Below are 23,891 nucleotides of genomic sequence, written 5' to 3'. Positions count from 1 at the left end.
CATATTCGCAGCGAGGGAGCGCCACGCGCCGAAGTCAAACCGTGCCGCGTGATCAGGGAAGCAGGATGGTCGCGACGGCCGTCGCCGCAATCCCTTCTTCCCGCCCTGTAAAGCCGAGGCGCTCAGACGTCGTTGCCTTGACGGAAATCCGCTCCATATCGACCTCGAGTAAGGATGCAAGCCGTGCGCGCATCGCCGCGACATGCGGCCCGATTTTAGGGCGCTCACAGATAATGGTGATGTCGGCATTAATGAGGCGGCCGCCGCGCTCACGGATGCGCTGCCCCGCATGGATGAGGAAACGGGCCGAGTCCATATCCTTCCATTCATCCTTCGAAGGCGGGAAGTGATAGCCGATATCACCTTCAGATAAAGCGCCGTAAATCGCGTCGCATAAAGTGTGAATCCCCACATCGGCGTCAGAATGCCCGGCAAGGCCGCGTTCATGCGGGATTTTAACGCCGCAAATGATCAGATCACGGTCATCCGCGAAAGCATGAACATCGTAACCAAGTCCTGTGCGCGGGCAGGGGGGCGTGCCCAGTAATCTCTCCAATCGCACCAGGTCCTCCGCTTGGGTGAGTTTGATATTATCTTCATCGCCCGGGACGATGGCCACCGCTTCACCTGCTGCCTCAAATAAGGCGGCGTCGTCGGTTTCCGACCGCTCATGCTGCCTGTGATGGGCCAGAAGAGCCGCGAAGTGAAAACCCTGAGGGGTTTGCGCGCGGTGAAGATTCGCCCGGTCAATTGTGCCTTGGATAATGTCGCCTTCAACACGTTTGAGGGTGTCGGCGAGTTTGACGGCCGGGATGGCGGCTTTAAAACGCTGGAGGGCATCGAGAACGCCCTGGGTCACGTCATGCGGCACGTAGGGGCGTGCACCATCATGGACAAGCACATAGTCGGGAGGGGTTTCAAGCGCCGCCAGGGCCTCCAGCCCGGCGCGGACACTATCCTGCCTTTCTGCCCCGCCTGGTACAGGCGGGAGGGTCGGTAAACCGTCAAGAACCTGGGAGAGCGCCGCCGCGTCACCAATAGGCTGGATCACATCGGCAAAAGGCAGAAGCGCCTCAGCGGCATGGCGGATGACCGGCTTGCCATCGAACAGCCAATATTGCTTCGGGAGATCCGCGGCATTTCTGGCCGCGCCATCGAAGGCCGACATGCCGCCTTTTGAAACGAGGCGTTCCAGCCCGGAGGCAAAGCGACGACCGGTACCGGCCGCAAGAAGAATGACGGCTACTCGCATGGCTCATGCAATGCTTGTTTGTCCCGCATTCGTCAAGAGGTGAAGCATGATGCCCTGTCCTCACGACATCGGGGCGAAGTTTCTTTGCTTTTCGTAAAAAAGGCCGGTGCAGCTCTCGCCACACCGGCCCGCCTGGCCTCAATGGGAGGTCAGTTTACTGCCCGATATCGCGCAGCCGGATACCGCGGCGCAATTTCGATTCAATGCTTTCGAGCGAGACATCCTTCGTTTCAGGCACGAAGCTCTGTGTAAAGATGATAAAGGCCGCATTGAGCGCGGCGAAAAGCCACATCGTATTCCCCGCGCCCAGCATGGAGAGTAAAGGCAGGAAGGTCAGCCCGATGACAAAATTGGTCGACCAGTTGGAGAATGTCGAGCATGTCACGCCGAAATCCCGGCCTTTGAGAGGTTGGATCTCAGAGCACAGCACCCAGATCATCGGGCCGGCAGAGGAGGCGAACCCGACGATGAAGAGCAGCAGGAAGCCGACAGAGAGGTAAGGCAGAATCGGCGACGTATCCACCCCGATTGTCAGAAGGACAGCAAGTCCACCCATGCCCAGCGCCATCGCGAAAAACCCGACCGTGAGGAGTCTGCGGCGGCCGAAATTATCCGCGTAACCAATGGCGATAAAGGTTGCAAGGCAGTTGACGAGCCCAACAATCGCGGTGCTCCATAAAGCCCCATCCTGACCGAAGCCTGAGCTTTCAAAAATGGTGGGTGCGAAATACATGACCGCGTTGATACCTGTCAGCTGCTGCACAAGCTGCAACACAATGCCGAGGAAGACGGCGCGACGGAAATTCCCGTCCTGCAAAAACATACCGAAACCACGCTGGCTTTTTTTGATCTCAAGCTGTTCCTTGATGTCCTCAACTTCACGCGAAACTTCAGACTGGGATTCGCGCAGGTCATGCAGCACGGCGAGGGCTTCCTTTTCCCGTCCGCGCAGCATCAGCCAACGCGGGCTGTCGGGCAGGAAGAATGCACCGATGAAGAAAAGTATTCCGGGGACCGCGACAATCCCGAGCATCATCCGCCAGGCGCCCCAATAGGCGAGGATCGCGTCCGAGACGAAAGCGAGGAGGATGCCGATCGTGACCATGAGCTGGTAGGTTGAGATCAACCCGCCACGGCGACGCTCATCAGCGACTTCCGAAATGTAAAGCGGGGCGACAAAGCTCGCGACGCCGACGGCGAGGCCCAGCACTGCCCGCGCCACCATAAGGAAAATGGCGGAGGGGGCGAAGGCACAGAGTAGTGAACCGAGAACGAATAGAAAAGCGCTGATGATGAGCGCCATGCGTCGCCCCAGATGAAGCGAGATCGGGTTGGCGCCAAGGGCGCCGGCCATCGCGCCGAACATCATGAAGCTGACGATGAGCCCTTGTTCCGTGTTCGAGGCATTGAATTCATGCGCTATGAATTGACGTGCACCAGAGATGACGCCGATATCGAGCCCAAACATCAAGCCTGCAATTGATGCGAGAAGTGCTGCGAATAGCATCCGCCCGGCGAGCGGACGGTGCGAAGGTTCGGCTGCCGCCTGGTCTATATCACTCAAAACGAATATCCTTATTTTTCAAGGGAAGTGGTCGGCCCGGTCAGGCACGTCCCACACGGCGCAATAATCAACAACCAATGATGCCTATAACACATAATTCACACGGAAAACATGACTTTCACGTGATGAGCGCGTCAGGGAGGGGGATGGTTGCAACGTGGCGTCTTTTAACGCTTTTTAAGAAGTTCAAGGGTCTGGACGGGTCGCATCATGATCATTCCATACCTAAAATTTAACATTTAAATGTTTTATTTTATCACGTCGCCGGACGTCACGTCGGTTATGTTGTGATTCCGCCTGAGGGGCGCGTGCTCCCGGGGCAGGGCAGCCCTTGCAACCTAATGGATTGTCGCTTTGTAATGCGGGCTGTCGAGACTGAAAGTCGGGACGAGCACGTCAAATCGTTGCCCGGTCGAGGGAATAATGACGTGATAAGTGCCCTGCATAATGCCTGATGGCGTATGCAGGGCGGCGCCGGATGTATATTCAAAGACGGCGCCGCTTGCGATAATCGGCTGCTCACCAATGATCCCTTCGCCATGAACATGATCAGATCGGCCACTCCCATCTGTGATGCACCAATGACGACTTAGAATCTGGATGGTTTGAGCGCCGTTATTTTCAACCTGAATGGTGTAGGCCCAGACATAGCGATGCTCATCCGGCGCGGATTGATCATCCAGCCAGAAAGGACGCACGGTAACGACGATATCGCCGGTGCGCGCTTCGAACGCGGGGTGAGCGTCGAGAATATCCGAAAACTCACCACTGGTTTGCGGGAGAAGCCCCGAGCTGGAGTCACGATCTGCCATAAGCGCGTTTTAGCTTCTGAGTTCGATGGAATGCAACGAATCTTTAATGATCCATTTCATCCAGCGCCTGAGCGAGATCCGCGATCAGATCGTCACTCTCCTCCAACCCGATAGACAGGCGTAGCACGGCCTCGGTAATCCCGAGCCGGGCGCGATCTTCCGCTGGCACGCGCATATGGGTTGTCGAGGCCGGATGTGTGATCAGACTACGGGAGTCGCCCAGATTATTTGAGATGGCGATAAGCTTGAGCGCATTCATGAATCGAAAGGCCTTTTCTTGATCACCCCGCAGTTCAAACGCGATGAGGCTGCCGCCGTGACTCATCTGCTGACGGATGAGGGACGCGGCGGGGTGATCCGCGCGCCCGGGGTAATGCAACGCTTGGATCGCTTTATGCCCGGCGAGGAATTCCGCCACGCGGGCCGCGCTTGACGCCATGGCGCGGTCACGAAGGGGAAGGGTCTCAAGCCCTTTCAGCAGGACCCACGCGTTGAAGGGCGACAGGCTGTTGCCCGTATTCCGTGTAAAAGGCTGCACGACATCTTTGATCCAATCCGCTTTTCCCAAAATGGCGCCGCCAAGGACGCGACCCTGGCCGTCAATATGCTTCGTGCAGGAATAGAGAACGACATCCGCGCCAAGTGACAATGGTTTCTGCCCGATGGGCGACGCAAAAACATTATCTACCATCAGAAGCGCCCCCGCACGATTCGACAGGTCAGCAATTTTTCGGATATCGATGATATCGAGCATCGGGTTGGACGGGGTTTCGATCAACACGGCTGATGTTGGCACGGATAAGGCGTCTTCCCAACCTGCCGCATCATGGACGTCGACAAAGACAGTCTCGATCCCGTAACGCGGAAGCAGCGTCGCGATGATCCAGTGGCAGGACCCGAACAGGGCGCGTGAAGCGACGACCCGGTCACCCGATTTGGCATGCGCTAAAAGCGCGGAAGAGATAGCCCCCATCCCCGTTGAGGTGACGATACAGGCCTCAGCGCCTTCAAGCCGCGCAAGGCGATCCTGTAAAGCATCCGTTGTCGGGTTACCGAAACGGGAATATTGGAAATGATTTTCCTCCCCTCTGAAAGTTGCGGCGGCCTGCTCCGCACTATCGTAAACGAAGCCGGAAGTCAGGAAGATGGCTTCACTCGTCTCACCATGCGGTGTGCGGTCAAGATCCGCATGGAGGAGGGATGTTGTCAGGCCGAATTGATGGGATTTCATAGCAGGAAACACTCCAAAATGGGCGTCAGACGCCATTCTGGCCGTGGAAAGCCGAGATCACTTGCGTGATACGGGCCTCTTTAGCGCAATTTATTTTACCTCGCTGCAAGCCGGCCTTCCAAATGACGAGGGTCATCGCATTAGCTGCGTGACACGGCCATATGAGCAAGCTTCGCGGGCGACGTCAATGCACGTTGCGCCGCGCTTGTGCGGATGAGGCGTTTCATGTAGGTAAATGCCCATGCGGGTGTAGTTCAATGGTAGAACGGCAGCTTCCCAAGCTGCATACGAGGGTTCGATTCCCTTCGCCCGCTCCATATTTCCCGGGAAAATTTGTGTTGAAAAGCTATATGCCGCAAGGGATTCGGGTTAAGATGTAAATCTGTTATATTACAAACCTAAAAAAGCAAAGGATTTCAGCCGTGGAGCCCTATTTGAGCCCTAGTTCAGCCCTACAAGGCTTCAGAACAGACGTCGGAAAATCACAGGAAACAGCCCCTCACCCAGCGCAACTTTATCGTCAGGTTGAATGGGAAATGATCGGCGTCCGCCGTGCTGCAAAAATCTTCAACGAGGATGTTCAGACCGCCACCGAACAAGGGCGCTTGCATGAGATCGGCGCGGGGAGGGTGCTCTTCAAACGCCTCGCGCACCGCCTGATCCCAATGCTCGAAGGGGATGTCAGGGGCAATTTGCAAGACGTGGCAGCGATGAGGGGGCGTTCAGGGATTCGCCCTAAACTTCACGCCGCGCCTCTCGCATCTTTTGCGGATGATGTGGAGAACTCGGCGCGCGTTGGGCGGTCATTGAGCAGATTCCGGATATTTAAGAGGTCTTGCCCGTCATTGAGGAAGCGCCCATTCGGGGAGTAACAATGGCCGTCATTTCGGAACTCAAAATGATGCCTGCCTCCGTTATAATCAATGTGCGCGATGAGTGTGCCCGAATATTCGCCCGCGATATCAAAGTTGTAGATCTCGGTGCGCTCTTGGGCATAGGGGCCATTCGTGGCGAGGCAGCCGCTTGAATAGGCGCTGCCGGGCGTCGTTGATCCGGTGTAAAGCTTGTTGAGGACGAGGTCGCCGTCACTGCCAATATTGCCGTGGACATTGATGGCCCCCGTGAAGGTGTCGCCCGCTTTCTTAGCGAAAAGCCCGTTTGCCCAGCTTTGGAGTGCGCTCATCTTTTCACTGAGCAGGCGTGTGACCTGACTCAAGGGCGTGGCCTGATTGTCAGATTGCGCCTCTTTAAGGTCTTTCAGCGCGTGTCCCCCGGCGCTCTTATCGTCGCCCCAGGCGGCACCATTGGCGTCCTTGACGGCTTTGACCAGCCCCTCGGCGAGTTGCTCGACATTGACAGCGTCCGTATTGGCTTCCCCCTTGACAATGCCGGTAAGCTTATGCCCGGTAAAGTCAGAAGCACCAAATTTGCCCGAGGCAAGCTTATCGAGCGTTTCTGAGGAGGCGGCGAGGGGCGTCGTAAAGTTGGGGAAGGTCTTTTTGAGGATCGCTTTAATGAGGCGGATGTGATCACCCGACTGCGAGACGAGATCGGTGGTTTTAGGGTTGGACTCATCCAATTGCCCGATGTTCTGGGCGGTCTCTAAAGGCAAGGCACCTCACTTGAACTGAAAATCTTGGGAGCGGACATGTTGGAAAAAGCCGGGAAATATCAACACCAACAACAACAGCTTTAACCGATTTTTTGAAAGGATTTTTAAAAACCCCCCAGGGGTCCCCGGAAACCGACGAAAGGACGTCGGCAAGCGCGTCAGTCGAGCCCTAAACGAGCCTCAAAATCTCAGCGATGCGGGAGAAAACGAGGCTGGATAAGGGTTTTGTGGGGGAGGCAGGAGCTTTCAAAGCTTCTGAGGGGGTTGGAAAGGGCGGTTTTGAGCGTGTCTTGAGAGGTATACGCAAAATCGCCAAGTCAGGGCGGGATGCATGTCTTTGAAAAAGAAAAATCGGACGTTGCCCCGGCCACGTAACTGCGAGAGTCATAGGTGATACCGGGGCTTTCCAGGCAATGGTGGGCGACGAAAAGTTAACGTTGCTTCTCATCCTCAGATGAAAGTAATTTCCTCAAACTGATTGCCGCTGCTGGAGCGCTCACCGAAGCAGTTGCGATCGTTCCGCACAGAAAAGGATTCACGTGGAGGAGGGCAAGCACGCCTGCGGAAATGAGACCAGTCAACGACACAGCTAGAGTCACCAACACCGACGCCTTCTGAACCCAGCAAAACTCTTTAACTAGATGGTCTTCGCGAGCTGATCGCGCATTGTCCATGGTGAACCGATGCTCCTGCTCACGATTAATCCGATCAATTATTTGATAAGGGAGTTCTTTGAAGCCTGCATCGACATAATCTTTCAACATGTCGGCCGAGGGATATGGCGACGAGGATATTTGCCTCACTGAAGCTTCAGCCTGAAAGCTCATCCCATAATCGGACTTTGCAGACTCTTTGGCGATAGCGGGGCCTACTAGGTTGGGATCAAGATGTCCCGACACCGTGTATCGAGGTGCATCCGACTTAACGGCGGAAGGTTTGGACTGAGGCTCCATTTAAGAATCCTGCCGATAAAGATGGGCGAAGCGAAGCTACAACTCTCTCCTTATCTGCTTGAAGATTCACTTGGTCAACAGACGGGTCTTGATAGATTGGTCTGGGTGGGAGCACTTGCTGCCTGACCGGAAAAAGATCGAACGCTGAGCTGACTCCGAAAAGAATGCTCGAAAAAAGATTCGATCCGATAGCGCGATCATATAAACTCATAACACTTCCCCCTAGGCCTTGTTTTTGTTTGTTAGGGTTTGGCTGCCCGACATCGGCTCTGGCATTGTAACCCTTTTAGCAAACAACTCCAAGAAAGACCTATCTCATGGAACCGATCTCGATTTGACGTCCCATTCATCCGATTAATTGTCAACCTTACTTGCAACATTTTTTCTCAGATGCGGGTTCCAGAAGCTGTAGTAAATTTGGGTAAATCCTTATTCCTCCCGCGTAAGACGTGATCGCTCAGTCAAGCCCTTGACCAGCCTCTTAAGCTGTTATCTAGATGACGAAGGTCAGCGGTGCCGACGCGAAAAACTGCTTGGCCTCCCCAGCCATCATAGGGCAACCATTTACTCGCACGGCCCTCAAGCTTCTTCGAATAGCCCTGAAAACGACCGCTAATCAGACGAGAGCCACGTCGAGCCGACCAATCCCGACTCGGAGAGGTCCGCGCGACGACGACGACGTTGGTGGCACCGACCACGCTCGACCCATTCGACCACAAGAAAACCAAGACGAATCAATCAGTTAGGGGAGCGTGCAAGTAAATGGTTGCCCTGTGAAGCAAAGCCAAGCCAAAAAAAAAAGAAAAAAACATACTCAATATACTTACCACCTCTGAGAGCCTCTCAACACCTCTCACCATCTCAAAGAGCCTCTAAAAACCTCTGAGAGTTTCTCAAGCCTCCTCCTCCATGGTGGCTATCCTTCCCCCTCATGAGTTTATGTTTCTTAATTATGTCTCTAGGGGGGGGGGATGTCGTGTTCCCAACCTCCATGGTCACGTGAGTGACCCTCCTAACCTCTTCATTCCTCATTAAGCTTGCAGTAAGTCGTTATATAACATACTGTGCGTTTATTCTTTAATGCGGTAAAGTCTGGGAGGCTGACGAGATGCCCATCTACAAGATGTATGTTGAGAAAGAAGATCGTCAGAATGGCGGTGCTTACCTGAAGAGCCTGCGTGAGACGGCTGGCATTGCCATTCGGGATGTTGCGGATGCGCTGAGGCTTAACCGTGTCTATCTTTACTCGATTGAGAGGGGAGATGCGCCTTTGCGGCCTGAATATCTGCCGAAGGTGGCGTGGCTCTATGGGGTGGATTTGGCGGAGATGTCGAAGCGCTATCTCCGCTATCGTGACCCTTTGATCTATGCGTTCATTTTTGGAGATGAGGGTGATCCGGGGTTGAGAGAGATGCGTCAGGAGTTTGTGGAGGGGGAGAAGGGGTGAGGTGGGGCGCTGTCGGCTTCGAGAGATTTCGACACCTCAACGCCAGTCTGGCTCATTAATTTGTGCTGGCGAAATGTTTGTCGACCTCTTTATGCGAAATGATGTTGTCGCGTCGCAATTCGGCCTCAAACCGGTCAATTTCATTCAACCAGATGCTGACGGGTTCCGACATTTTTGTTAAAACATCTCTGATCTTGCGATATCGCATCTCAAGTGATTGGTCGACAATCGGTTCGTGGTGGGCAATCCTGTTACGAAGGTCATTTGCTTCATTCAATATGTTGAGGAACGCCCGACGATTTGAGTCTCTTCGGGTCTCCTGAGGTAAAATGCGATGGAGCGTCAAATCCCAGAGCTCGTTATGATGTCTGTTAAAAAGCTGCTTCCACCACCCAAAAGTGAGATTGGGTAAGAGGTCACCCCGCCCATGCTTATCGACCGTTTTCTTGAGCTGGTTGAGATAATTTTGCCTGGGAGTTTCTTTGATCCCAGATCTGACAACGTCATCTAAACCAGCCAGAATTGCCTCAGACCAAAACCAATCTGGCCCGAATTTCTGAGTTAAGATCACGTTCATCCTATTGCGCAGAAGCAGCTCGAAGGTTTGCAACAAAGGGTAGAGGCTTGTTGATAGACGAATGTTGCGGGTGTAAAGTCGAGCCGCTTCATCGCGGCGGCCCTCCGATAAACGGAGAAAAGTACTTAGCCTCTCCTTCGAAAACGCTTCCTCAAGGACATCGAACAGCATCAAACCAATCCTCCTTGACAGAGAGCAACATCTGCATTATAGTTCATCTTGTATGCCCCGGTACCGTCTATGTCTCTAGCAGTTATGCGGCCGGGGTTTTTATCTCCAAGTTTCGATATCCCTAGCAAATGCGGCACCAGACGGCCATAGTCGTCATATCTTTTTGTTATCCTACCCAAAAAACGCACGTCAGCTGCTCTCCAGGCCTCAGCCGGATCAGCATTTGAGACCTCGTGCGGCGAGGCTGCTGCGCCTGCATGCTGGGCCACGTGCCCGCGGTGCAGCGCAACGAAAATAGGCGGGGCTATGAGCTCCGCCTATCTCTTTGAGGCGCAACTGACGACGTCAGGGGGCGGCCATGGCAATGTAAAGTTGTGGCCAGGCTGGCATTTAATCCCGATGCCGCTCTCTTGAACGAAGTCAATAATTTATAACTCTGAGAATGACAAAGTAGCTTCATCGGAGGATTTTCGTAAACTCGACGACATCAACTGATACGAATGGCGGATGCGTCGAGATTTGTGACACCGAGGAAGGTCACCTGCATGTTATTGTCGAGATGTAACGTTGTATTGCCGCCGGAGACTGTAGCCGTCGCGAGTAAGTCTTGAACCGCCTGCGATGCACTGGCCGGATTATAAAAATATTGGAAGAAAAAATCCCCTTTGGAGGCATCAAAATCTGTAATAGTGATGTTGCCGCCATTATGTCCAGATAGCACACCGAAGGAATTTGCACCTGCCCCACCCGTTATCGTTACAATGGAGTCACCTGACGTACCTGCAAATGCTGTCCCAAATACAAAATGGTCATCGCCCGACCCACTAGTGAAACTGGACGTGCCGGGTCCTGACCAATACTCGATATTGCCCGACGACGCAGAAGCGTCATAAGTTTGATCGCCGGTGGCATCGGGCTGATTGGCGGTGAAGATCGTGTATCCCGACATGTTCGCAACCGCATTCAGACCTTGCGCACCCCAGACCGTGCTATTTGCTCCGCCCGCCAGGGTCGAATTGCCTGTTCCGTTGAGGAACCTCAATGCTCCCTCAACGCTGATGGATTGATTCTGTCCTTGCAGAACGGAAAGATTACCAGACGCCGATATCGTATCACCGGCCGCGCCTGAAATTGTTCCCTCTCCGCCCGCATTATCGAACGTGACTGTAGAACCGGCCCCACCGGAAACTGAGCTATTGGACTGGACCTTAATCGTGCTACCAACGGTTGCGTTGTCGAAGACTGAGGCACTTTGCCCTAAATCATATAATCCGCGACCCCCATTGATCGTCACATAATCTCTGCCGTAAGAGGTGCCGAGATTGAAAGTGGCTTCCCCTTTCGTTGTGTCCGCCAAAGCGTTAGTCGTAATTCCTTGTCCAAATACGGTATCTTGCCCCTGGGAGACGATGTGATTTGTACCTGCCCCCAAACCGATGAGGTTTTGTGCGCCTGACACCGATACGTGATTTTCTCCACTCGATGTGCTTATAACGTTACCGCCGCTGAGGAGAACCCCCTTGACTTTGGGATCCAGTCCAAATTGATCGTTCGGCGTCTGACTTTCTTGCCATGCAATGCCCGAGTTGACGGCAATCGACCAATCTCCTTGAGATTCGCTCATATCCACGATACGAGCCGCCTGTAAGACAGATAGGCTCCCACTTATCGCTCCGCTTAAATCATAATCGCCCATCTGTGAGCCGCCATCGAGAATGGCCAGTCGGCGGGGCTGGTCTACGGATAGTGAGAAGTTCGCGACGGCAGTTTGGCTCACGTCATGTACGAGCAGGTGAGTCGCACCGTCGGGTAAAGAGTCGACGTTGTTACCGTCTGAAGCGACGTTCCAGTCAACCTGGCAGATAGGTTTATCCGATGCGGGCGTGCCGTCCGGGGGAATGACTTGAAAAGTATTACTGGAGATAGCGTCGTTTATGGCGTCTACATATTGCTGAGCAAGTTGAGTCGAAAGCTCTTCGGGCGCGTCAAAATTATATGAAGCGCCACCGATTCCCCCGTTTACGGTGAGTGTTGCCATTCGAAGTTCCTTTAAAGTCGTGAAGAAATGCCGTTCAATGAAAAGAGCTTTCGAGTTAGCATTATTAGATTTAATTTAGGTGAAAATCCCTTTCGTTGAAACTAGGTGCAAGTGCGTGCCGTCGGCGCGTCTGACAAATCTCGGTGGCTTCCCACCTCTCGGACCCTACCAGCATTGGGAGCCCATGATGTGAACGCTTGAAAAGAAGTAATTTCTTCACGCAGGAGCCCGTTGAGCGGCTGATATGAGCTGGGCCAGGCGTGAGCTGGCCACCATTGCGTCCCGACGCCAACCTTTGTAGTCTCATTCGGTGCGATTGTGGCTGACGCCGAATGCAGGAACCATACTTCTCAAATATCCTTCGTGAAGGCATGAAGAAACTCGCTGATTTACTTTGAGAGAACGGATCAACTTACGACTGATTCATGGGCAGGAGCTTTTGGAAAAGGAGTTAACCGACGAATGCCCGGCAGCTTAAGAGCGCGCGGGGAGATAGTTCTCTGCACGTCGCCAATCATCCACACTTCGTCGGCTCGGACGCTCTTAGTGAACACAGAGAGTGGCAAGGTTTAGGGGAATTTGAAAGGTGATCAGGGGGATTGAGAGGGATTTGAGTAAACTTAAGGGCGCCTAAATTCACTCAAATGATTTTGTGACAACTGCAGTTTACTCAAAGGGGTGGATAGTTTCTAAGATCATTGCTGCACTTCAAGCGACAAGCCCGTGTTTAAGGTCGTAGATTAAGGTCTGCATTGTCGTTGCCAACACCACAAAATTGTTTCTATAAGCGCGGATGCTGACAACGCCGTCATCGTCAAAACAAGGGTTAGACCTTAGCTAGAGCCAGAGCGGCCCCCGCAGGGTTGGCGGCGTAAGTCGGTGGGTGACATTGGTGACTTTACTTCGACTGCCGTCGGTAAACATCCATGTAGTTTTTTAGTCTTTGCTCAAAAACTTCAAGTCTTATTCGAGTTATCAGAGAGTCGTCCTCTTCGTGAAGCTTTTTAGTCGTTTCTTTAAACAAGTTATATGCTGAAATTCCCCGGGAAGGGTCAAATCCCAAATAAACGTCGGCTTTTACACCGGCATCTACACCGCACAAATACTCTCCCAAAGCGTCGGGAGGGGTGAAGCTTATCGGGCTGGCTTCGGACAATTTCTGTGAGGAGTGTTGGAACGCGTTTTTACAGCGGAATTTCGCGCCTTGTACAGCATCCTCCAAGAGTTCTTCTCGCTCATCAATTGTAAGATTTTTATATCCGACGCTTCCATCAAAACCTGTAATTGCTCGTTCCTCAAAGTTGGCCTTCTGAGAATCAGCGATACGTTGATAATCGCGACTGAGCTGCTCTATAGCTTTCGCGAAACTCAATTGACCTTTATCCGCCCGAACCATTTCTATGACGAGACAATCGGCTCGTTCAGTGTCGTAGGGGACGCCGGACGGTAAAAAAAGAGACAATCTTTTGAAAGTCCGTCCAAAACACTTGGCCCACTGGCCTCGAGTCTTATCCTCAAATTTGAATTTCCCTAAGCACCGGATGGCCGCGCCACGCTCAGCGTCCAAAAAGACAACCATTTCGTCTGGCGATTGCGCCACCTCTTCCGAGGTCAAATCATCCGGGATGGGTAAAGGGAATACTCTTCCATAAACGGTGTCATTCACAAATATGAATGCCGCGAGAACAGAAAGTATACAGAAATTTTTTTTCATTGAAACCCTCGGTCGCTTCTTTCCGGCGCTGATATTCCTTGAGCTTCTGACTAATCCAGTTGAGGAACTTGCAGTCAAGTTCGTCTAGACACTACTTTTTCCAAAAAATTTTATTTATAAAAGCTTTGATTTCAGATTGGCGATTTTCATCGGCCTCCCTCACTCTGTCTTAAATCCTGAGATTTGCGTAGGTGAAACGGCTGTCCCTACAAAATTTGACGGACTTTGTTGCGACGCTACGGTTTCCAAAATTTCCGTTAAAAGCTTTTGCAGTTCCAGCTTATTCTCTCGATTAAAGCTTTCCAACCTATCCAGAGCGAACACGACAGATCGCGCAGCAGTTTCAATTGAGGCCGAGCTGTCCTTGATTTCAGCCAAGATAGCATTAGTTCGCTTCGTCACGGATTCGATGTCACTCCCGGCAAAGCTGAGAGTGGTTTTGAAGGACGACACTTCATCACAGGTTTTTACGATACTTCCTTTGATTTCAGAAAGCTGTTCACACACATACCCGAGGGGTGCGATCAAACAGATAAATAAGAAGATTAAGTCAACGTAAGTTAATGATGCGAGCAAGTGCATGAGCTTCCCCAAACATCCCCTTCACCTCGCGAAAACCAAGAAGGGTCGTCACATGGGCGAATATATCATCGGCCGGTCGGCAAAATCAAATTTCACCTTCAGGAGGCGTCACCCAAGCGTAGCAGAGCCTTTTCCAATAGACGCCTGACGGCTTCAGGGCGCGTGGGAAGATCGCTCTCCTCGCGTCGCCAATCATCCAATTGACTCAGTAGACCGCGCTCCATCCTGACATTGACGGCCTCGCTGTCAATCGTTGGACGACCTCTCGTCGGTTTTTTAGCGCTTTCGTTTGACATGAACGTTTTATAGCGTTAAAAAAGGCGAGAGGCAAGCGGTCTTGACCACTGCTTGCCCCTCTGACAGCAAGCAAGGAGAACAGTCCTATGCCTACCGCTACCGTTTTATCTAACACAGACGTATCACTATCTGCATTCTCTTTCGAGGGTACGGACGTGCGTTTCCTCACCAAATCCGACGAACCTTGGTGGGTTCTCGCGGATGTATGTAAAGTCTTGGAGATTCGTAACAGCTCGGATGCGGCTAACCGGCTGGATGAAGACGAAAGGTCCACTATCGCTATTACCGATAGTGGGAATCTCAATGCCTCACGGACCATTATCAACGAGTCCGGCCTTTACTCCCTGATCCTCACCTCCCGCAAGCCCGCGGCAAAACGGTTCAAGAAGTGGGTCACCGCGGAGGTCCTCCCCACCAACCTTTCAATTTGCTACTTCAATCGTCGCTCAACGAGCTAAGCTTCTGCAAAATGGACTCGACCTTATCTTCCAATTTTTGTAGGCGCCTATCAGATAATCCTTCCCTGATTTGAAACGATTGCCGTCTACTCGAACGCTCAGTGGATAAACCGACTAGGTCCAAATAAGCATTTTGGATCGTCTTAAAGGTTGGATTCTCGTCTAAATTAGAATGAGGGTCTGACGAGGCTTTGAGCATGTCTAAAGCTTCGTTTAAATGCCGCAAAACCACACTTAACCTATCGTCGCTAATACCACTTCCGCTTGGTGACGCAGCATCGAATTGGTGGGTATCGCTCCCTACTACCTGAGTCGCACTTGTCGGCTTAGCGACATCAAGCGAGCGTTCCAAGCGCCTTTGAATCTCTGAATTTAATGAGCGCCCCTCTTGTTCGGCGATATTTTCGAGCCGCTCTTTCAAATCCCAAGGAAGGCGAATGCGGAATTGTGGATCATCTCTCGTGGCCACGACAAACCTTCTATTTGACATCCGTCACACGGTATGACAACATTGTCACACGGTATGACACCTTACCGGAAGCGATTAACTTTTGTCCACAAATAGGCACTGAAGCGCCGGCAAGCTGACTTCAGTACCCCCATCACAAGGATCGAGTTCGTGACTAACACGCAACCTAACATAACGATCTGTCACACTCCAGCATCACATGAATCGACAGGTTTTTTCGAGGGCCAACCTATTCGCATCGTTATCGCGAAAGGGGAGCCGCGATGGGCTCTAAGCGACGTTTGCAGGGCATTGTCGATTACCAATGCCAGGAATGTTGCGGCCAAATTGGATGATGACGAAAAGGATGTCCATCTTGTGGACACCCTTGGCGGACCTCAGGCAACCACCTTCATCAACGAGTCCGGCCTTTACGCCCTGATCCTCACCTCTCGCAAACCCGCTGCAAAACGGTTCAAGAAGTGGGTCACCGCGGAGGTTCTCCCCACCATCCGCAAAACCGGCGGCTACATGGTCGCCGCGCCCAACGAGACCCCTGAGGAACTCGCGCACCGTGCGCTGACGGTTCTCAACGACACGCTCCGCCGTAAAGACGCGGAGATCGCCACCCTTGAACCCAAAGCGCTCGCATTCGACTCCCTCATCAATAACGGTGAGCTTCCCTCACTCCGCACCTTCTTTAAGCAATTTCACGAGCTCAATCTCAACGCCATCTCAGAAACACTCGGTGAGCTCGGCTATTTGCGGCGTTCGGATCGATATGCGGGGCAGTGGGAGGTGCGGCGGAGTCATCCGCGCGCGGCAGCGCTTTTCCGGCAGCGGATCAATCAGGGCCTGAAGTGGAATTACGTCACCGTCCTTCTGACCCCTCTAGGGCAGGAAGAAATGGCGCGGCTCTACCGCCAGGGTGCCTTCCCTAAGCTCGTCCGATTCTCCCATTGAGTTCTGTTAACGTTCCGTTTATGTTCTTATCGGACTCCGCGGAACGTTCCTCTTAGGAAATTTGAAAATGCAATCAGTTGCTGATCTCAAAAGCGTGTGCACGCTGCTGCTCCATGACAAATTTGGCCCCATCGCCATCGTCGATAACGAGGTCGGAACAATCTTCACGCCTTACGCATGTGACGACCGATTTTTCGCGGCAGTCTCCCGACTTGATGATGGGTGGGCGTCGACCTTCGCGGTGGAGCGCGAAGACGTTGAATGGCGTCGCTGTTCAACCTGTGAGGAAGCTTTCGCCGCGCTCTCCCTTTCCGTCGCGAAGTTCAATTGGAGGAGCTATGCACCTCTTCAAACAGTCTAATAGTGACTTCTGGTTCGTCTCATTCGTGCATGCGCTCTCCGGTAAAAGGGTAAGGCGCAGCACGAAGGAAAAAACCCAAGGAGCGGCCCGCAAGGCCGCTCTGAGGATCGTTCAGGAATTTGAGGAGGGTCCAAGAAAACGCAGAACCAGGCTGAATGAGGGTCTGACATTGCGCCAGGCACTGACGCAATATCTCAGATGGCTCAAAGCGGAAGGGAAGCCGTCGTTGAGGATGGCAGAGGGGCTCGCGCGTAAAACCCTTGGGGAGCTCAAGCCCGCCCGTTTCGCGCTCAAAGCCGCGCTGCCAATCGTGCAACTCTCCCCCGCGCACATTGAAGAACTCGTCATGGCGCGGCGGGAGGAGGGCAATGCACCGCAAACAATTGCGCATGAGATCAAAATGATCCGGGCGGCGGTCAATTACGCGGCGGCTTTGGGGCACGTCTACCCGCCCAAAATGGATTTGCGGGGCCGCGCCGGAAACGCTTGGCGCATGCCTTCGGTCAAGCCAAAGACGCGTTACCTCAGTCGGGAGGAGTGGATGCAGGTTTACGACCATCTCAACCCACTCCGTCCCGTCCATGTGACGCGTCAATGTGGTTACGCTTACGAACTGCCCCTCGAAATGCGGACGATTATCGCGCGTCAGATGGTGCAGGATTTGTTCGTCGTCATCACCCTTACCGGAGGACGTTGGTCGGAGGTGGCACGATTGACCTGGGACCGGGTCGATACGGCAGGGTTTGCCTGGGTGCGGCTCTGGGGGTCGAAGACCGATAAAGAGCGCATCCTGCCTCTGCCTGAGATGGCCCGAAAGGTGCTTCAGAGGCGCTTTGAGGCGCGTCAGAGCATCATGGTCTTCCCGGGTCGGAATGAAACGGACTTCTGTTCCGCCGTCCCAGCCCGCGCGATCATCCAGGCAATGGAGGCAGTGGGGTTGAACCGCCCCGACATTGTCGAGATGCACGGCAAGGCCACGGTGCACTCACTCCGGCACACCTTTGCATCGTGGCTTTTGCAGGGTGGGGCGGATTTGTCAGAGGTTCAGGAGGGGCTCGGCCATACCACTTTGGATATGACCCGACGCTATGCGCATTTGTCGAAAAGCAGGAGCGCAGAGCGGATTGCCTCCGCATTGAATGCTGTGATCCCCCTTTGAAGCTTTTAGGGCTCGATGCTGAAAAATCACAGATATTGAGCCCTAAAATAGCCCTAGTAAGACGATTTTTGAACGTGGAATAGGTGAAACATCATGAATTTCAATGGATTAGCCAACGTCTCATTTCACGATTCTGTGCTTCCCAAGCTGCATACGAGGGTTCGATTCCCTTCACCCGCTCCATTATCTCCGTGAAAATCTGTGTCGAAAAGCTTCATGCCGCAAGGGTTTTGGCCTGTGGAGTGAATTCGTTATATCACAAACAAAAAAGACAAAGCTTTCCGCCAGATCGCAAGGAAAATGACCGTTGCCTGGCGTGCCCGTCGAGATTGGAGCGGGCGCGCGTTCTCTGGCGGGCAGATATCAGTCCTTTGCCACGCGTTTCATTGCAGACGACATGGTTGAGGTGAAAACCCGAGGTTGGACGGCTTAACGGAAAACTTTTGTTTCAAGCGAAACGTTTCAGAAACTCGCGTGAGAAGCAAGGAATGCGTTCCCTCCGCATGATCAGGAACGTCTCAGCCTTGCTTGGTAACAAGATGTGGCAAGCTGAGATGAGTTTGACTGATAGAACCAAATATTTTTCCTGTCTGACGATATGTTTGTCTCTGACCCTTCTTTTTCTGCCACGCGAAGCGTTTGCAGCATGTGATGGGTCAACGGGCACAGTGACATGTACGGGGTCGATCACCTCGACCATCGGCACAGGCCCCAACAGCTCAATCACGACCCTCAACATCGCCTCCGGTGCATCGGTAAACACCTCGGGATTGAGTGTGAGTACGGGCTCAGGGGCGTCCGCGGACAATCGAAATGTCATCAACGTCAATGGATCATTGCAGAGTGCCGGTAACAATAGGGGGCCGTGGAACGAGGGAAGAAACGTCGTCGAATTTAAAGACTATACGGTCGTGAATATTTCATCGACGGGAAGTATTGTGCAAACAAACACGGCTACGAATACGGGGGGATCAGCGCGATTGGCGGTGGCAACATCGTCAATAATTACGGCACGCTCAGGACCGGCGGCGGGGCGATTTTCTACGCCGAAACAAATAACTCATCTACGAATACAGTTGCCAACACGATCAATAATTACGGCACAATGACATCAGGTGCACAGGGGACAGGTGTCGTCATCGGCACCGGTGTTGCGAACCCAATCAATTTTACAAATTTCGAAGGTGGCGTCGTTAACGGGAATATTTCTCTCAGACCTTCATCGACAGTCGTAAATATCGTGACCCTGTATAATGGATCGACGTTTAACGGCAGCATACTCGGCGGCGGGGACCCCTCGATTTTAAACCTGACCGGTTCCAGCGGATCCAATACACTTTCAAACGCGACCAGTCTCTTCGGAACACTCAATAAAAGCGGGCGGGAACCTGGGTCGTCAATGTGCCATCCACCCTTTCAAGCCTGAGTTCAAACCTTGCGGTCAACGTCAATGGTGGGACGCTGATTTTCGCCGCCAATGAATCGTCAAGCCAGACACATGTCACAATTAATGAAGGGGGCACGCTTCAGCTCGGTCAGGGCGGCACGACAGGTTGGATTGATAATGTAAACGTCAATAATGGTACGCTCGCTTTTAACAGATCAGACAATAATAGTTATACAAACAATATTTCAGGCTCCGGCGCCGTTACGCAAAGCGGCACAGGCACAACAACGCTTACGGCCAATAACAGCTATACGGGTGCCACCTCCATCAGCGACGGCACTTTGGCGCTCAGCGGCGCGGGCGCGGTCGCTGCATCAAGCGGCGTGCATAATAAGGGGACGTTTGACGTCTCCGGCACTTCGAGTTCAACGCCCTCTATCCAGTCCCTTGACGGCAATGGCGGCACGATCCTCGGACAGAACACATTGACGATCACCAACGCCAACACCGCCTTTGGCAATGATTATGCGGGGGTGATGTCGGGCACGGGTGGCCTGACCATCTCCGGCGGGACACAGGGCCTCTCCGGCCAAAATACCTATACCGGCGCGACAACCGTCAATAGCGGCGCAGGTCTGACATTGTCTGGCGCCATTGCCGGTGCGCTCACGAATGGGGGCACGACGGATGTCAATGGCGGCATTGTCAACGGCGCGACAACAAATACAGGCACTTTGACAGGCGAAAATGCAAGCTTCCAGGCCATCAGCAATAATGGCGGCTCCGTCGATCTCAGCAATTCTCAGGCCGGTGCCATTACAAATGCGCTGAACGCGACTTTTACAGCGCGTGGCGGCACGATTGCTTCCGCTTCCAATGCCGGGACAATGACGCTCGGCGATGGTCAGAATGTCACCGGCAATGTCACGAATGATGGAACGCTCACCCTCGACCGCGCCGCGATCGGCGGAACTTTAGCTGCAGAGTCCGGCCAATTCACCGTCACTTCCAATAATGCTTCTGCCAACTCCCTGAGCGGTGACAGCGATGCCACGCTTGACGGTATTCTGACCCTGAACAACGCGCAGGATACGTATGCGGGTGTCATGTCAGGCGCAGGCGGGCTGACAATCGCAGGAGGTGCGGAAACCCTGACGGGCAACAACACCTATTCCGGCCAGACATCCATCGGCAGTGGGGCGAGCCTGACCCTCGGAACCGGCGGCACATCCGGTATGTTCGGGAGCGACTCCAATGTCGTTGATAACGGCACGCTCACGGTCAATCGAAGCAATGATGTGACGATGAATGGTGTCATTTCCGGCGCCGGCGTCTTTAATCAGACAGGCACGGGAACGACGATTCTCAACGGAAATAACACATATACCGGCACGACAACCGTCTCCGCCGGTGAGCTGCAAGTCAATGGCGACCAGTCCGCCGCGACGGGCGATACCATCGTCCAATCCGGCGCCCAACTCACCGGTAGCGGAACAATCGGCGGCAATGTCTCGATTGCCGACAACGCGATTGTTGCGCCGGGTAAAACCCAGCCGGACGCTGCAACGCTCACCATCAACGGAAATTTCAATCTCAGCTATAATGCGATTCAAAATTGGGATCTCGGTCAGGCCAATGTTGTCGGAGGTCAATATAATGATCTCGCCATCGTTAAAGGTGACCTCGTCTTTAGTGGGACCGTGAATGTGAGAGGCACGAATGTCGACGACACCGACACGCCCATCTCCGTCTCCAATGGTCTCGGTCGCGGCATCTACCGTATTTACACTTATGACGGCGCCCTTTCCGGCGCCAATGGATCATCCACGCCCAATGCCCGCCTCGGTACGGTGGATACGGCGCCGGATACGCAGCTCCTTCTGCAAACGAGCATCGACCACGAAATCAATCTCGTCGTCATCGACAATGTTCTGCCTTTCTGGGACGGCGGGAGCACGGTGTCACCGGGAGGTGGCGGTTTGCCGGGAAATGGCACCGTCAATGGTGGCGATGGCACGTGGACAACCGACAATGCCAATTGGACGGATGCAACGGGCAGCATCGATAATATCTGGTCGTCCGGCACCTTCGCGATCTTCGCCGCGCAAGCCGGCACGGTGACCGTGCGTGACACGACCGCGAACGGCACCCCGTCCAACGTCACCGCCGAGGGTATGCAGTTCGCAAATCGTGATGGCGGCATTTATCGTTTGACCGGCGACGATATTTACGCGGCTTCAGGTACAATGATCATGCGCGTCGGCGATGGGACACAACAGGGATCCTCAATCACGGCGAACCTTGATACGGTTATCAATGATCGTCTCGTGGAGGGTGGGACATCTTTACAGAAGGTTGATGCAGGCACGCTCATCATCTCACAGGACCAGACTTACCGCGGCAACACCGTCATTAACGGCGGTACATTGCAACTCGGCAATGGTGGCACGACGGGGCGTCTGATCGCGAGCCCTGCCATCGTCAATGATGGCAATCTGACCATCAATTTCAGCAATGATAACGTCATTTCGCAGCCCATCAGTGGGCAGGGAAGCGTGACCCACGCAGGTACAGGCACAACGACACTGAGAGATAGTAATAGTTACAGCGGGGGGACGTCTGTTGCCAATGGCACCCTGAAGGGGACCGCTTCAAGCTTCGGCGCTGGCGGGATCAATATCGGCGGGAACGGAAGTCTCATCATAGATCAGGCAAGCAACACCTCGATGAGCAACAGCTTCTCAGGCAGCGGCGCCATGTCGAAAATCGGATCGGGAAATGTGACGCTGAACAATGATAGTCCTGACTTCAGCGGTCAGGTCGACGTCCTCGCCGGTGGATTAGGGATTGACGGAAACATATCTAATGCCCGTTTCAACGCGCAGGATAGTGGCACAATTTACGGAACAGGCAGCATCGGGCCAACAACCGTCGGAAATGGGGGCACCCTGGCACCGGGCGGGCCGGGCGCCGTTGGCGCATTATCGGTAAATGGCGAACTGAGCATGGGCGCTGGATCTATATTCTCTGCCACGGGCACCGGGCAGGAAGTCGGCACGTCCATCAATGTCAACGGATCCAGCCGCAATATCCTTGCAAGCAGCTTCGTCAATGTAAGCGGCAATGTCAGTCTCGCCGGAGGGACGGCAGCCCTTAACGTCGCGCCAGGCTCCATACTTCGGGTTAATCAGGTCTACAGGCTCATTGAAGCAACCGGCAACATCTCCGGTCAATTTGACCAGTTATCGACCAATCTTGGCAGCCAGTATGTTTTTCTCGATCCGAGCTTATTTTACACTGGTAAGCTCGTCGGCGTGGCACTTAACCGAAATAATACGAGCTTCACGATTTTAAGTCGGTCGCGCAATGAATATGCGTCAGGCGCGGCGCTCGACCGTCTGCCTTCCGGCAACCCGTTATCACTGGCGATCGCGGGGCGTGATAGCAACGATGCGCGCAGCGCCTTGAATGCTGTATCAGGTGAGATCCATGCTTCCGCTGTTACGGCGCTGATTGAAGATGCCTTCATGCTGCGTGAAACCGTCGCAGAACGTCTCAGCAGCGCCGATTGTGACGGGCCTGACTCTTCCGGGTCGATCCAGACCGCAATTCTTTCCGAAAAATCCCCTTCAAATCGCTGTCATGCTGACCGTCTCGTCCTTTGGCACCAGGCCTATGGCAGTCTCGGCCGAAACTTCGGTGACGGAAACGCCGCGACGATGAACCATACATCTGCCGGTTTCCTTATGGGGGCCGATGTGCCGGTTTTCAGCACAGCCCGCATCGGCGCCATGATCGGTTACAGCAATGACGCCTTCCATGTTTCAAGCGGGCGAGATTCTTCGGGCCATAGTAACAATGTCACATTCGGCGCCTATGGCGGCAATCACTGGGGCCGGGTCAATCTCCGCCTCGGTGCAAATTATACGTGGAATATGATGCGCATGAACCGCGCCGTGAACTTTAACGGGTATAATGGCGCGAAACTCAACGCCGATTACCTCTCCGGAACGGCTCAGGGCTTTGGCGAAATCGGTTACCGAATGCGCGGCCGCAAAACCGTGTTTGAGCCTTTTGCCGGGTTATCCTATGTCAGCGTCCATAGTGGAAGTTTTCAGGAGAGGGGAAGTATAGAGGCCCTCAATGGTCGGTCATTCACGAAGGGCGTGACTTTTTCAACTTTCGGATTGCGGACATCGGCATCTTACCAGATGGGCAAGTCCATGCTCATGCCGCGTCTCATGATCGGCTACCGCCATAGTTTTGGCTCTCTCGCGCCCAAAGCTCCCATGAGTTTTGCTGCATCCGACGACGCGGCAATGCGCATCGCTGGCACGCCGCTCGCATCAGATGTCGCCGTGCTTGATGCCGGCTTCAATCTGAGGGTCACGGATCGGATAGATGTCGGATTATTTTATCTCGGACAATATGGCGTTAAGGCGATCGACAGCGGATTGAAAGGAAATATGCGCGTCACGTTCTGAAGGACAGAGTGCATTTCATTCGAAAAATGAAGTGAAAATTCGCCGAAGGCATGAAATCGCCACCCGGGTCATAGCTGATCAATAATCGAAATTTTGATATCACATATCCTTGTCGGTCCATCGGGTAACAGGTGACGATGGCGGCGCGGTGCCACGATATTCGTGGTGACATCGCTCAGATCCGGTTGATTTCTGATGGGCGGTGTTCGCCTTCTCCCGTCCCCGGCGACGCTGGAAAGACCTAAATGAAAGGCGTCTCGCAGGAAGGGACCGACCATTCGGACAGTCTCGGTAACCACAGTTTCAACGCGCCTGATCTCCAACGCCACCTGTTTGGAGGACCAGAAAAGGCAGATTCGAATTTGCAACGTCAGATTGTGA

General features: G+C 53.5%; 18 protein-coding genes, 1 tRNA gene and 1 riboswitch. Of the genes, 7 read left to right on the top strand and 12 right to left on the bottom strand.

Annotation, left to right across the window (positions count from 1 at the left end; all coding sequences use genetic code 11):
• Positions 1-52 precede the first annotated feature (52 nt).
• The 4 genes from ispF to metZ all read right to left on the bottom strand — a co-directional run bounded on the left by ispF (position 53) and on the right by metZ (position 4,859).
• Positions 53-1,252, bottom strand: coding sequence for a 2-C-methyl-D-erythritol 2,4-cyclodiphosphate synthase (gene ispF, locus CGLAMM_RS02120; protein ID WP_394819534.1), 1,200 nt, complete (start codon positions 1,250-1,252; stop codon positions 53-55).
• 154 nt (positions 1,253-1,406) lie between these two features.
• Positions 1,407-2,816: a sugar porter family MFS transporter gene (locus CGLAMM_RS02115; protein ID WP_394819535.1), complete on the bottom strand. Its 1,410-nt coding sequence runs from the start codon at positions 2,814-2,816 to the stop codon at positions 1,407-1,409.
• Positions 2,817-3,154: 338 nt separating this feature from the next.
• Complete coding sequence (gene apaG / locus CGLAMM_RS02110; RefSeq protein ID WP_394819536.1) at positions 3,155-3,628, bottom strand: Co2+/Mg2+ efflux protein ApaG; 474 nt, start codon at positions 3,626-3,628, stop codon at positions 3,155-3,157.
• Between the two features lie 43 nt (positions 3,629-3,671).
• The gene (gene metZ / locus CGLAMM_RS02105) at positions 3,672-4,859 is read right to left on the bottom strand and encodes an O-succinylhomoserine sulfhydrylase (protein WP_394819537.1); all 1,188 of its coding nucleotides are present in this window, start codon (positions 4,857-4,859) and stop codon (positions 3,672-3,674) included.
• 59 nt (positions 4,860-4,918) lie between these two features.
• Positions 4,919-4,999: riboswitch (SAM riboswitch) on the bottom strand.
• A 103-nt stretch (positions 5,000-5,102) separates the two neighbouring features.
• On the opposite strand from metZ, the gene CGLAMM_RS02100 reads away from it, so the two are divergent.
• Positions 5,103-5,176, top strand: a tRNA-Gly gene (locus CGLAMM_RS02100).
• Between the two features lie 165 nt (positions 5,177-5,341).
• Here the strand turns inward: CGLAMM_RS02100 and CGLAMM_RS02095 are convergent.
• The 3 genes from CGLAMM_RS02095 to CGLAMM_RS02085 form a co-directional block, all read right to left on the bottom strand.
• Complete coding sequence (locus CGLAMM_RS02095) at positions 5,342-5,557, bottom strand: hypothetical protein (protein ID WP_394819538.1); 216 nt, start codon at positions 5,555-5,557, stop codon at positions 5,342-5,344.
• Between the two features lie 44 nt (positions 5,558-5,601).
• Positions 5,602-6,471 carry a hypothetical protein gene (locus tag CGLAMM_RS02090; RefSeq protein ID WP_394819539.1) on the bottom strand — a complete coding sequence of 290 codons (870 nt, stop codon included), beginning with the start codon at positions 6,469-6,471 and terminating at the stop codon, positions 5,602-5,604.
• Between the two features lie 431 nt (positions 6,472-6,902).
• The gene (locus tag CGLAMM_RS02085; RefSeq protein ID WP_394819540.1) at positions 6,903-7,424 is read right to left on the bottom strand and encodes a hypothetical protein; all 522 of its coding nucleotides are present in this window, start codon (positions 7,422-7,424) and stop codon (positions 6,903-6,905) included.
• A gap of 1,108 nt (positions 7,425-8,532) precedes the next feature.
• Between CGLAMM_RS02085 and CGLAMM_RS02080 the strand changes: the two genes are divergently transcribed.
• Positions 8,533-8,871: a helix-turn-helix domain-containing protein gene (locus CGLAMM_RS02080; protein ID WP_394819541.1), complete on the top strand. Its 339-nt coding sequence runs from the start codon at positions 8,533-8,535 to the stop codon at positions 8,869-8,871.
• 55 nt (positions 8,872-8,926) lie between these two features.
• On the opposite strand, the gene CGLAMM_RS02075 is transcribed toward CGLAMM_RS02080, so the two are convergent.
• From CGLAMM_RS02075 to CGLAMM_RS02060, 4 genes are all read right to left on the bottom strand, one after another.
• Entirely contained in the window at positions 8,927-9,619 is a 693-nt protein-coding gene (locus CGLAMM_RS02075) for a hypothetical protein (protein WP_418115292.1), read from the bottom strand.
• Positions 9,620-10,106: 487 nt separating this feature from the next.
• The gene (locus CGLAMM_RS02070; RefSeq protein WP_394819543.1) at positions 10,107-11,657 is read right to left on the bottom strand and encodes a hypothetical protein; all 1,551 of its coding nucleotides are present in this window, start codon (positions 11,655-11,657) and stop codon (positions 10,107-10,109) included.
• Between the two features lie 898 nt (positions 11,658-12,555).
• Positions 12,556-13,371 (bottom strand): hypothetical protein, encoded by an 816-nt coding sequence (locus CGLAMM_RS02065; RefSeq protein WP_394819544.1) that lies wholly within the window; start codon positions 13,369-13,371, stop codon positions 12,556-12,558.
• A gap of 159 nt (positions 13,372-13,530) precedes the next feature.
• Complete coding sequence (locus tag CGLAMM_RS02060; RefSeq protein ID WP_418115291.1) at positions 13,531-13,953, bottom strand: hypothetical protein; 423 nt, start codon at positions 13,951-13,953, stop codon at positions 13,531-13,533.
• A 383-nt stretch (positions 13,954-14,336) separates the two neighbouring features.
• On the opposite strand from CGLAMM_RS02060, the gene CGLAMM_RS02055 reads away from it, so the two are divergent.
• Complete coding sequence (locus CGLAMM_RS02055; protein ID WP_394819546.1) at positions 14,337-14,708, top strand: BRO-N domain-containing protein; 372 nt, start codon at positions 14,337-14,339, stop codon at positions 14,706-14,708.
• On the opposite strand, the gene CGLAMM_RS02050 is transcribed toward CGLAMM_RS02055, so the two are convergent.
• Complete coding sequence (locus CGLAMM_RS02050) at positions 14,686-15,177, bottom strand: Arc family DNA-binding protein (RefSeq protein ID WP_394819547.1); 492 nt, start codon at positions 15,175-15,177, stop codon at positions 14,686-14,688. The two genes, CGLAMM_RS02055 and CGLAMM_RS02050, sit on opposite strands and share 23 nt — an antisense overlap.
• A gap of 171 nt (positions 15,178-15,348) precedes the next feature.
• Between CGLAMM_RS02050 and CGLAMM_RS02045 the strand changes: the two genes are divergently transcribed.
• The 4 genes from CGLAMM_RS02045 to CGLAMM_RS02030 all read left to right on the top strand — a co-directional run bounded on the left by CGLAMM_RS02045 (position 15,349) and on the right by CGLAMM_RS02030 (position 23,510).
• Positions 15,349-16,119 (top strand): BRO family protein, encoded by a 771-nt coding sequence (locus tag CGLAMM_RS02045; RefSeq protein WP_418115356.1) that lies wholly within the window; start codon positions 15,349-15,351, stop codon positions 16,117-16,119.
• Positions 16,120-16,186: 67 nt separating this feature from the next.
• Complete coding sequence (locus CGLAMM_RS02040) at positions 16,187-16,480, top strand: hypothetical protein (RefSeq protein ID WP_394819548.1); 294 nt, start codon at positions 16,187-16,189, stop codon at positions 16,478-16,480.
• Entirely contained in the window at positions 16,458-17,639 is a 1,182-nt protein-coding gene (locus tag CGLAMM_RS02035; protein ID WP_394819549.1) for a tyrosine-type recombinase/integrase, read from the top strand. Before CGLAMM_RS02040 ends, CGLAMM_RS02035 begins: the two co-directional genes overlap by 23 nt.
• A gap of 1,401 nt (positions 17,640-19,040) precedes the next feature.
• Entirely contained in the window at positions 19,041-23,510 is a 4,470-nt protein-coding gene (locus CGLAMM_RS02030) for an autotransporter domain-containing protein (RefSeq protein ID WP_418115290.1), read from the top strand.
• Positions 23,511-23,891 lie beyond the last annotated feature (381 nt).

The sequence above is a fragment of the Sorlinia euscelidii genome, assembly GCF_036452135.1.
Classification (GTDB): domain Bacteria; phylum Pseudomonadota; class Alphaproteobacteria; order Acetobacterales; family Acetobacteraceae; genus Sorlinia; species Sorlinia euscelidii.
This window is presented reverse-complemented; position numbering and strand designations above follow the sequence as displayed.

Coding starts and splice junctions, on each gene's coding strand:
- CGLAMM_RS02075 (WP_418115292.1), bottom strand. CDS start 9,619: ATGCTGTTCGATGTCCTTGAGGAAGCGTTTTCGAAGGAGAGGCTAAGT.
- CGLAMM_RS02060 (WP_418115291.1), bottom strand. CDS start 13,953: ATGCACTTGCTCGCATCATTAACTTACGTTGACTTAATCTTCTTATTT.
- CGLAMM_RS02055 (WP_394819546.1), top strand. CDS start 14,337: ATGCCTACCGCTACCGTTTTATCTAACACAGACGTATCACTATCTGCA.
- metZ (WP_394819537.1), bottom strand. CDS start 4,859: ATGAAATCCCATCAATTCGGCCTGACAACATCCCTCCTCCATGCGGAT.
- ispF (WP_394819534.1), bottom strand. CDS start 1,252: ATGCGAGTAGCCGTCATTCTTCTTGCGGCCGGTACCGGTCGTCGCTTT.
- CGLAMM_RS02065 (WP_394819544.1), bottom strand. CDS start 13,371: ATGAAAAAAAATTTCTGTATACTTTCTGTTCTCGCGGCATTCATATTT.
- CGLAMM_RS02070 (WP_394819543.1), bottom strand. CDS start 11,657: ATGGCAACACTCACCGTAAACGGGGGAATCGGTGGCGCTTCATATAAT.
- CGLAMM_RS02035 (WP_394819549.1), top strand. CDS start 16,458: ATGCACCTCTTCAAACAGTCTAATAGTGACTTCTGGTTCGTCTCATTC.
- CGLAMM_RS02040 (WP_394819548.1), top strand. CDS start 16,187: ATGCAATCAGTTGCTGATCTCAAAAGCGTGTGCACGCTGCTGCTCCAT.
- CGLAMM_RS02080 (WP_394819541.1), top strand. CDS start 8,533: ATGCCCATCTACAAGATGTATGTTGAGAAAGAAGATCGTCAGAATGGC.
- CGLAMM_RS02085 (WP_394819540.1), bottom strand. CDS start 7,424: ATGGAGCCTCAGTCCAAACCTTCCGCCGTTAAGTCGGATGCACCTCGA.
- apaG (WP_394819536.1), bottom strand. CDS start 3,628: ATGGCAGATCGTGACTCCAGCTCGGGGCTTCTCCCGCAAACCAGTGGT.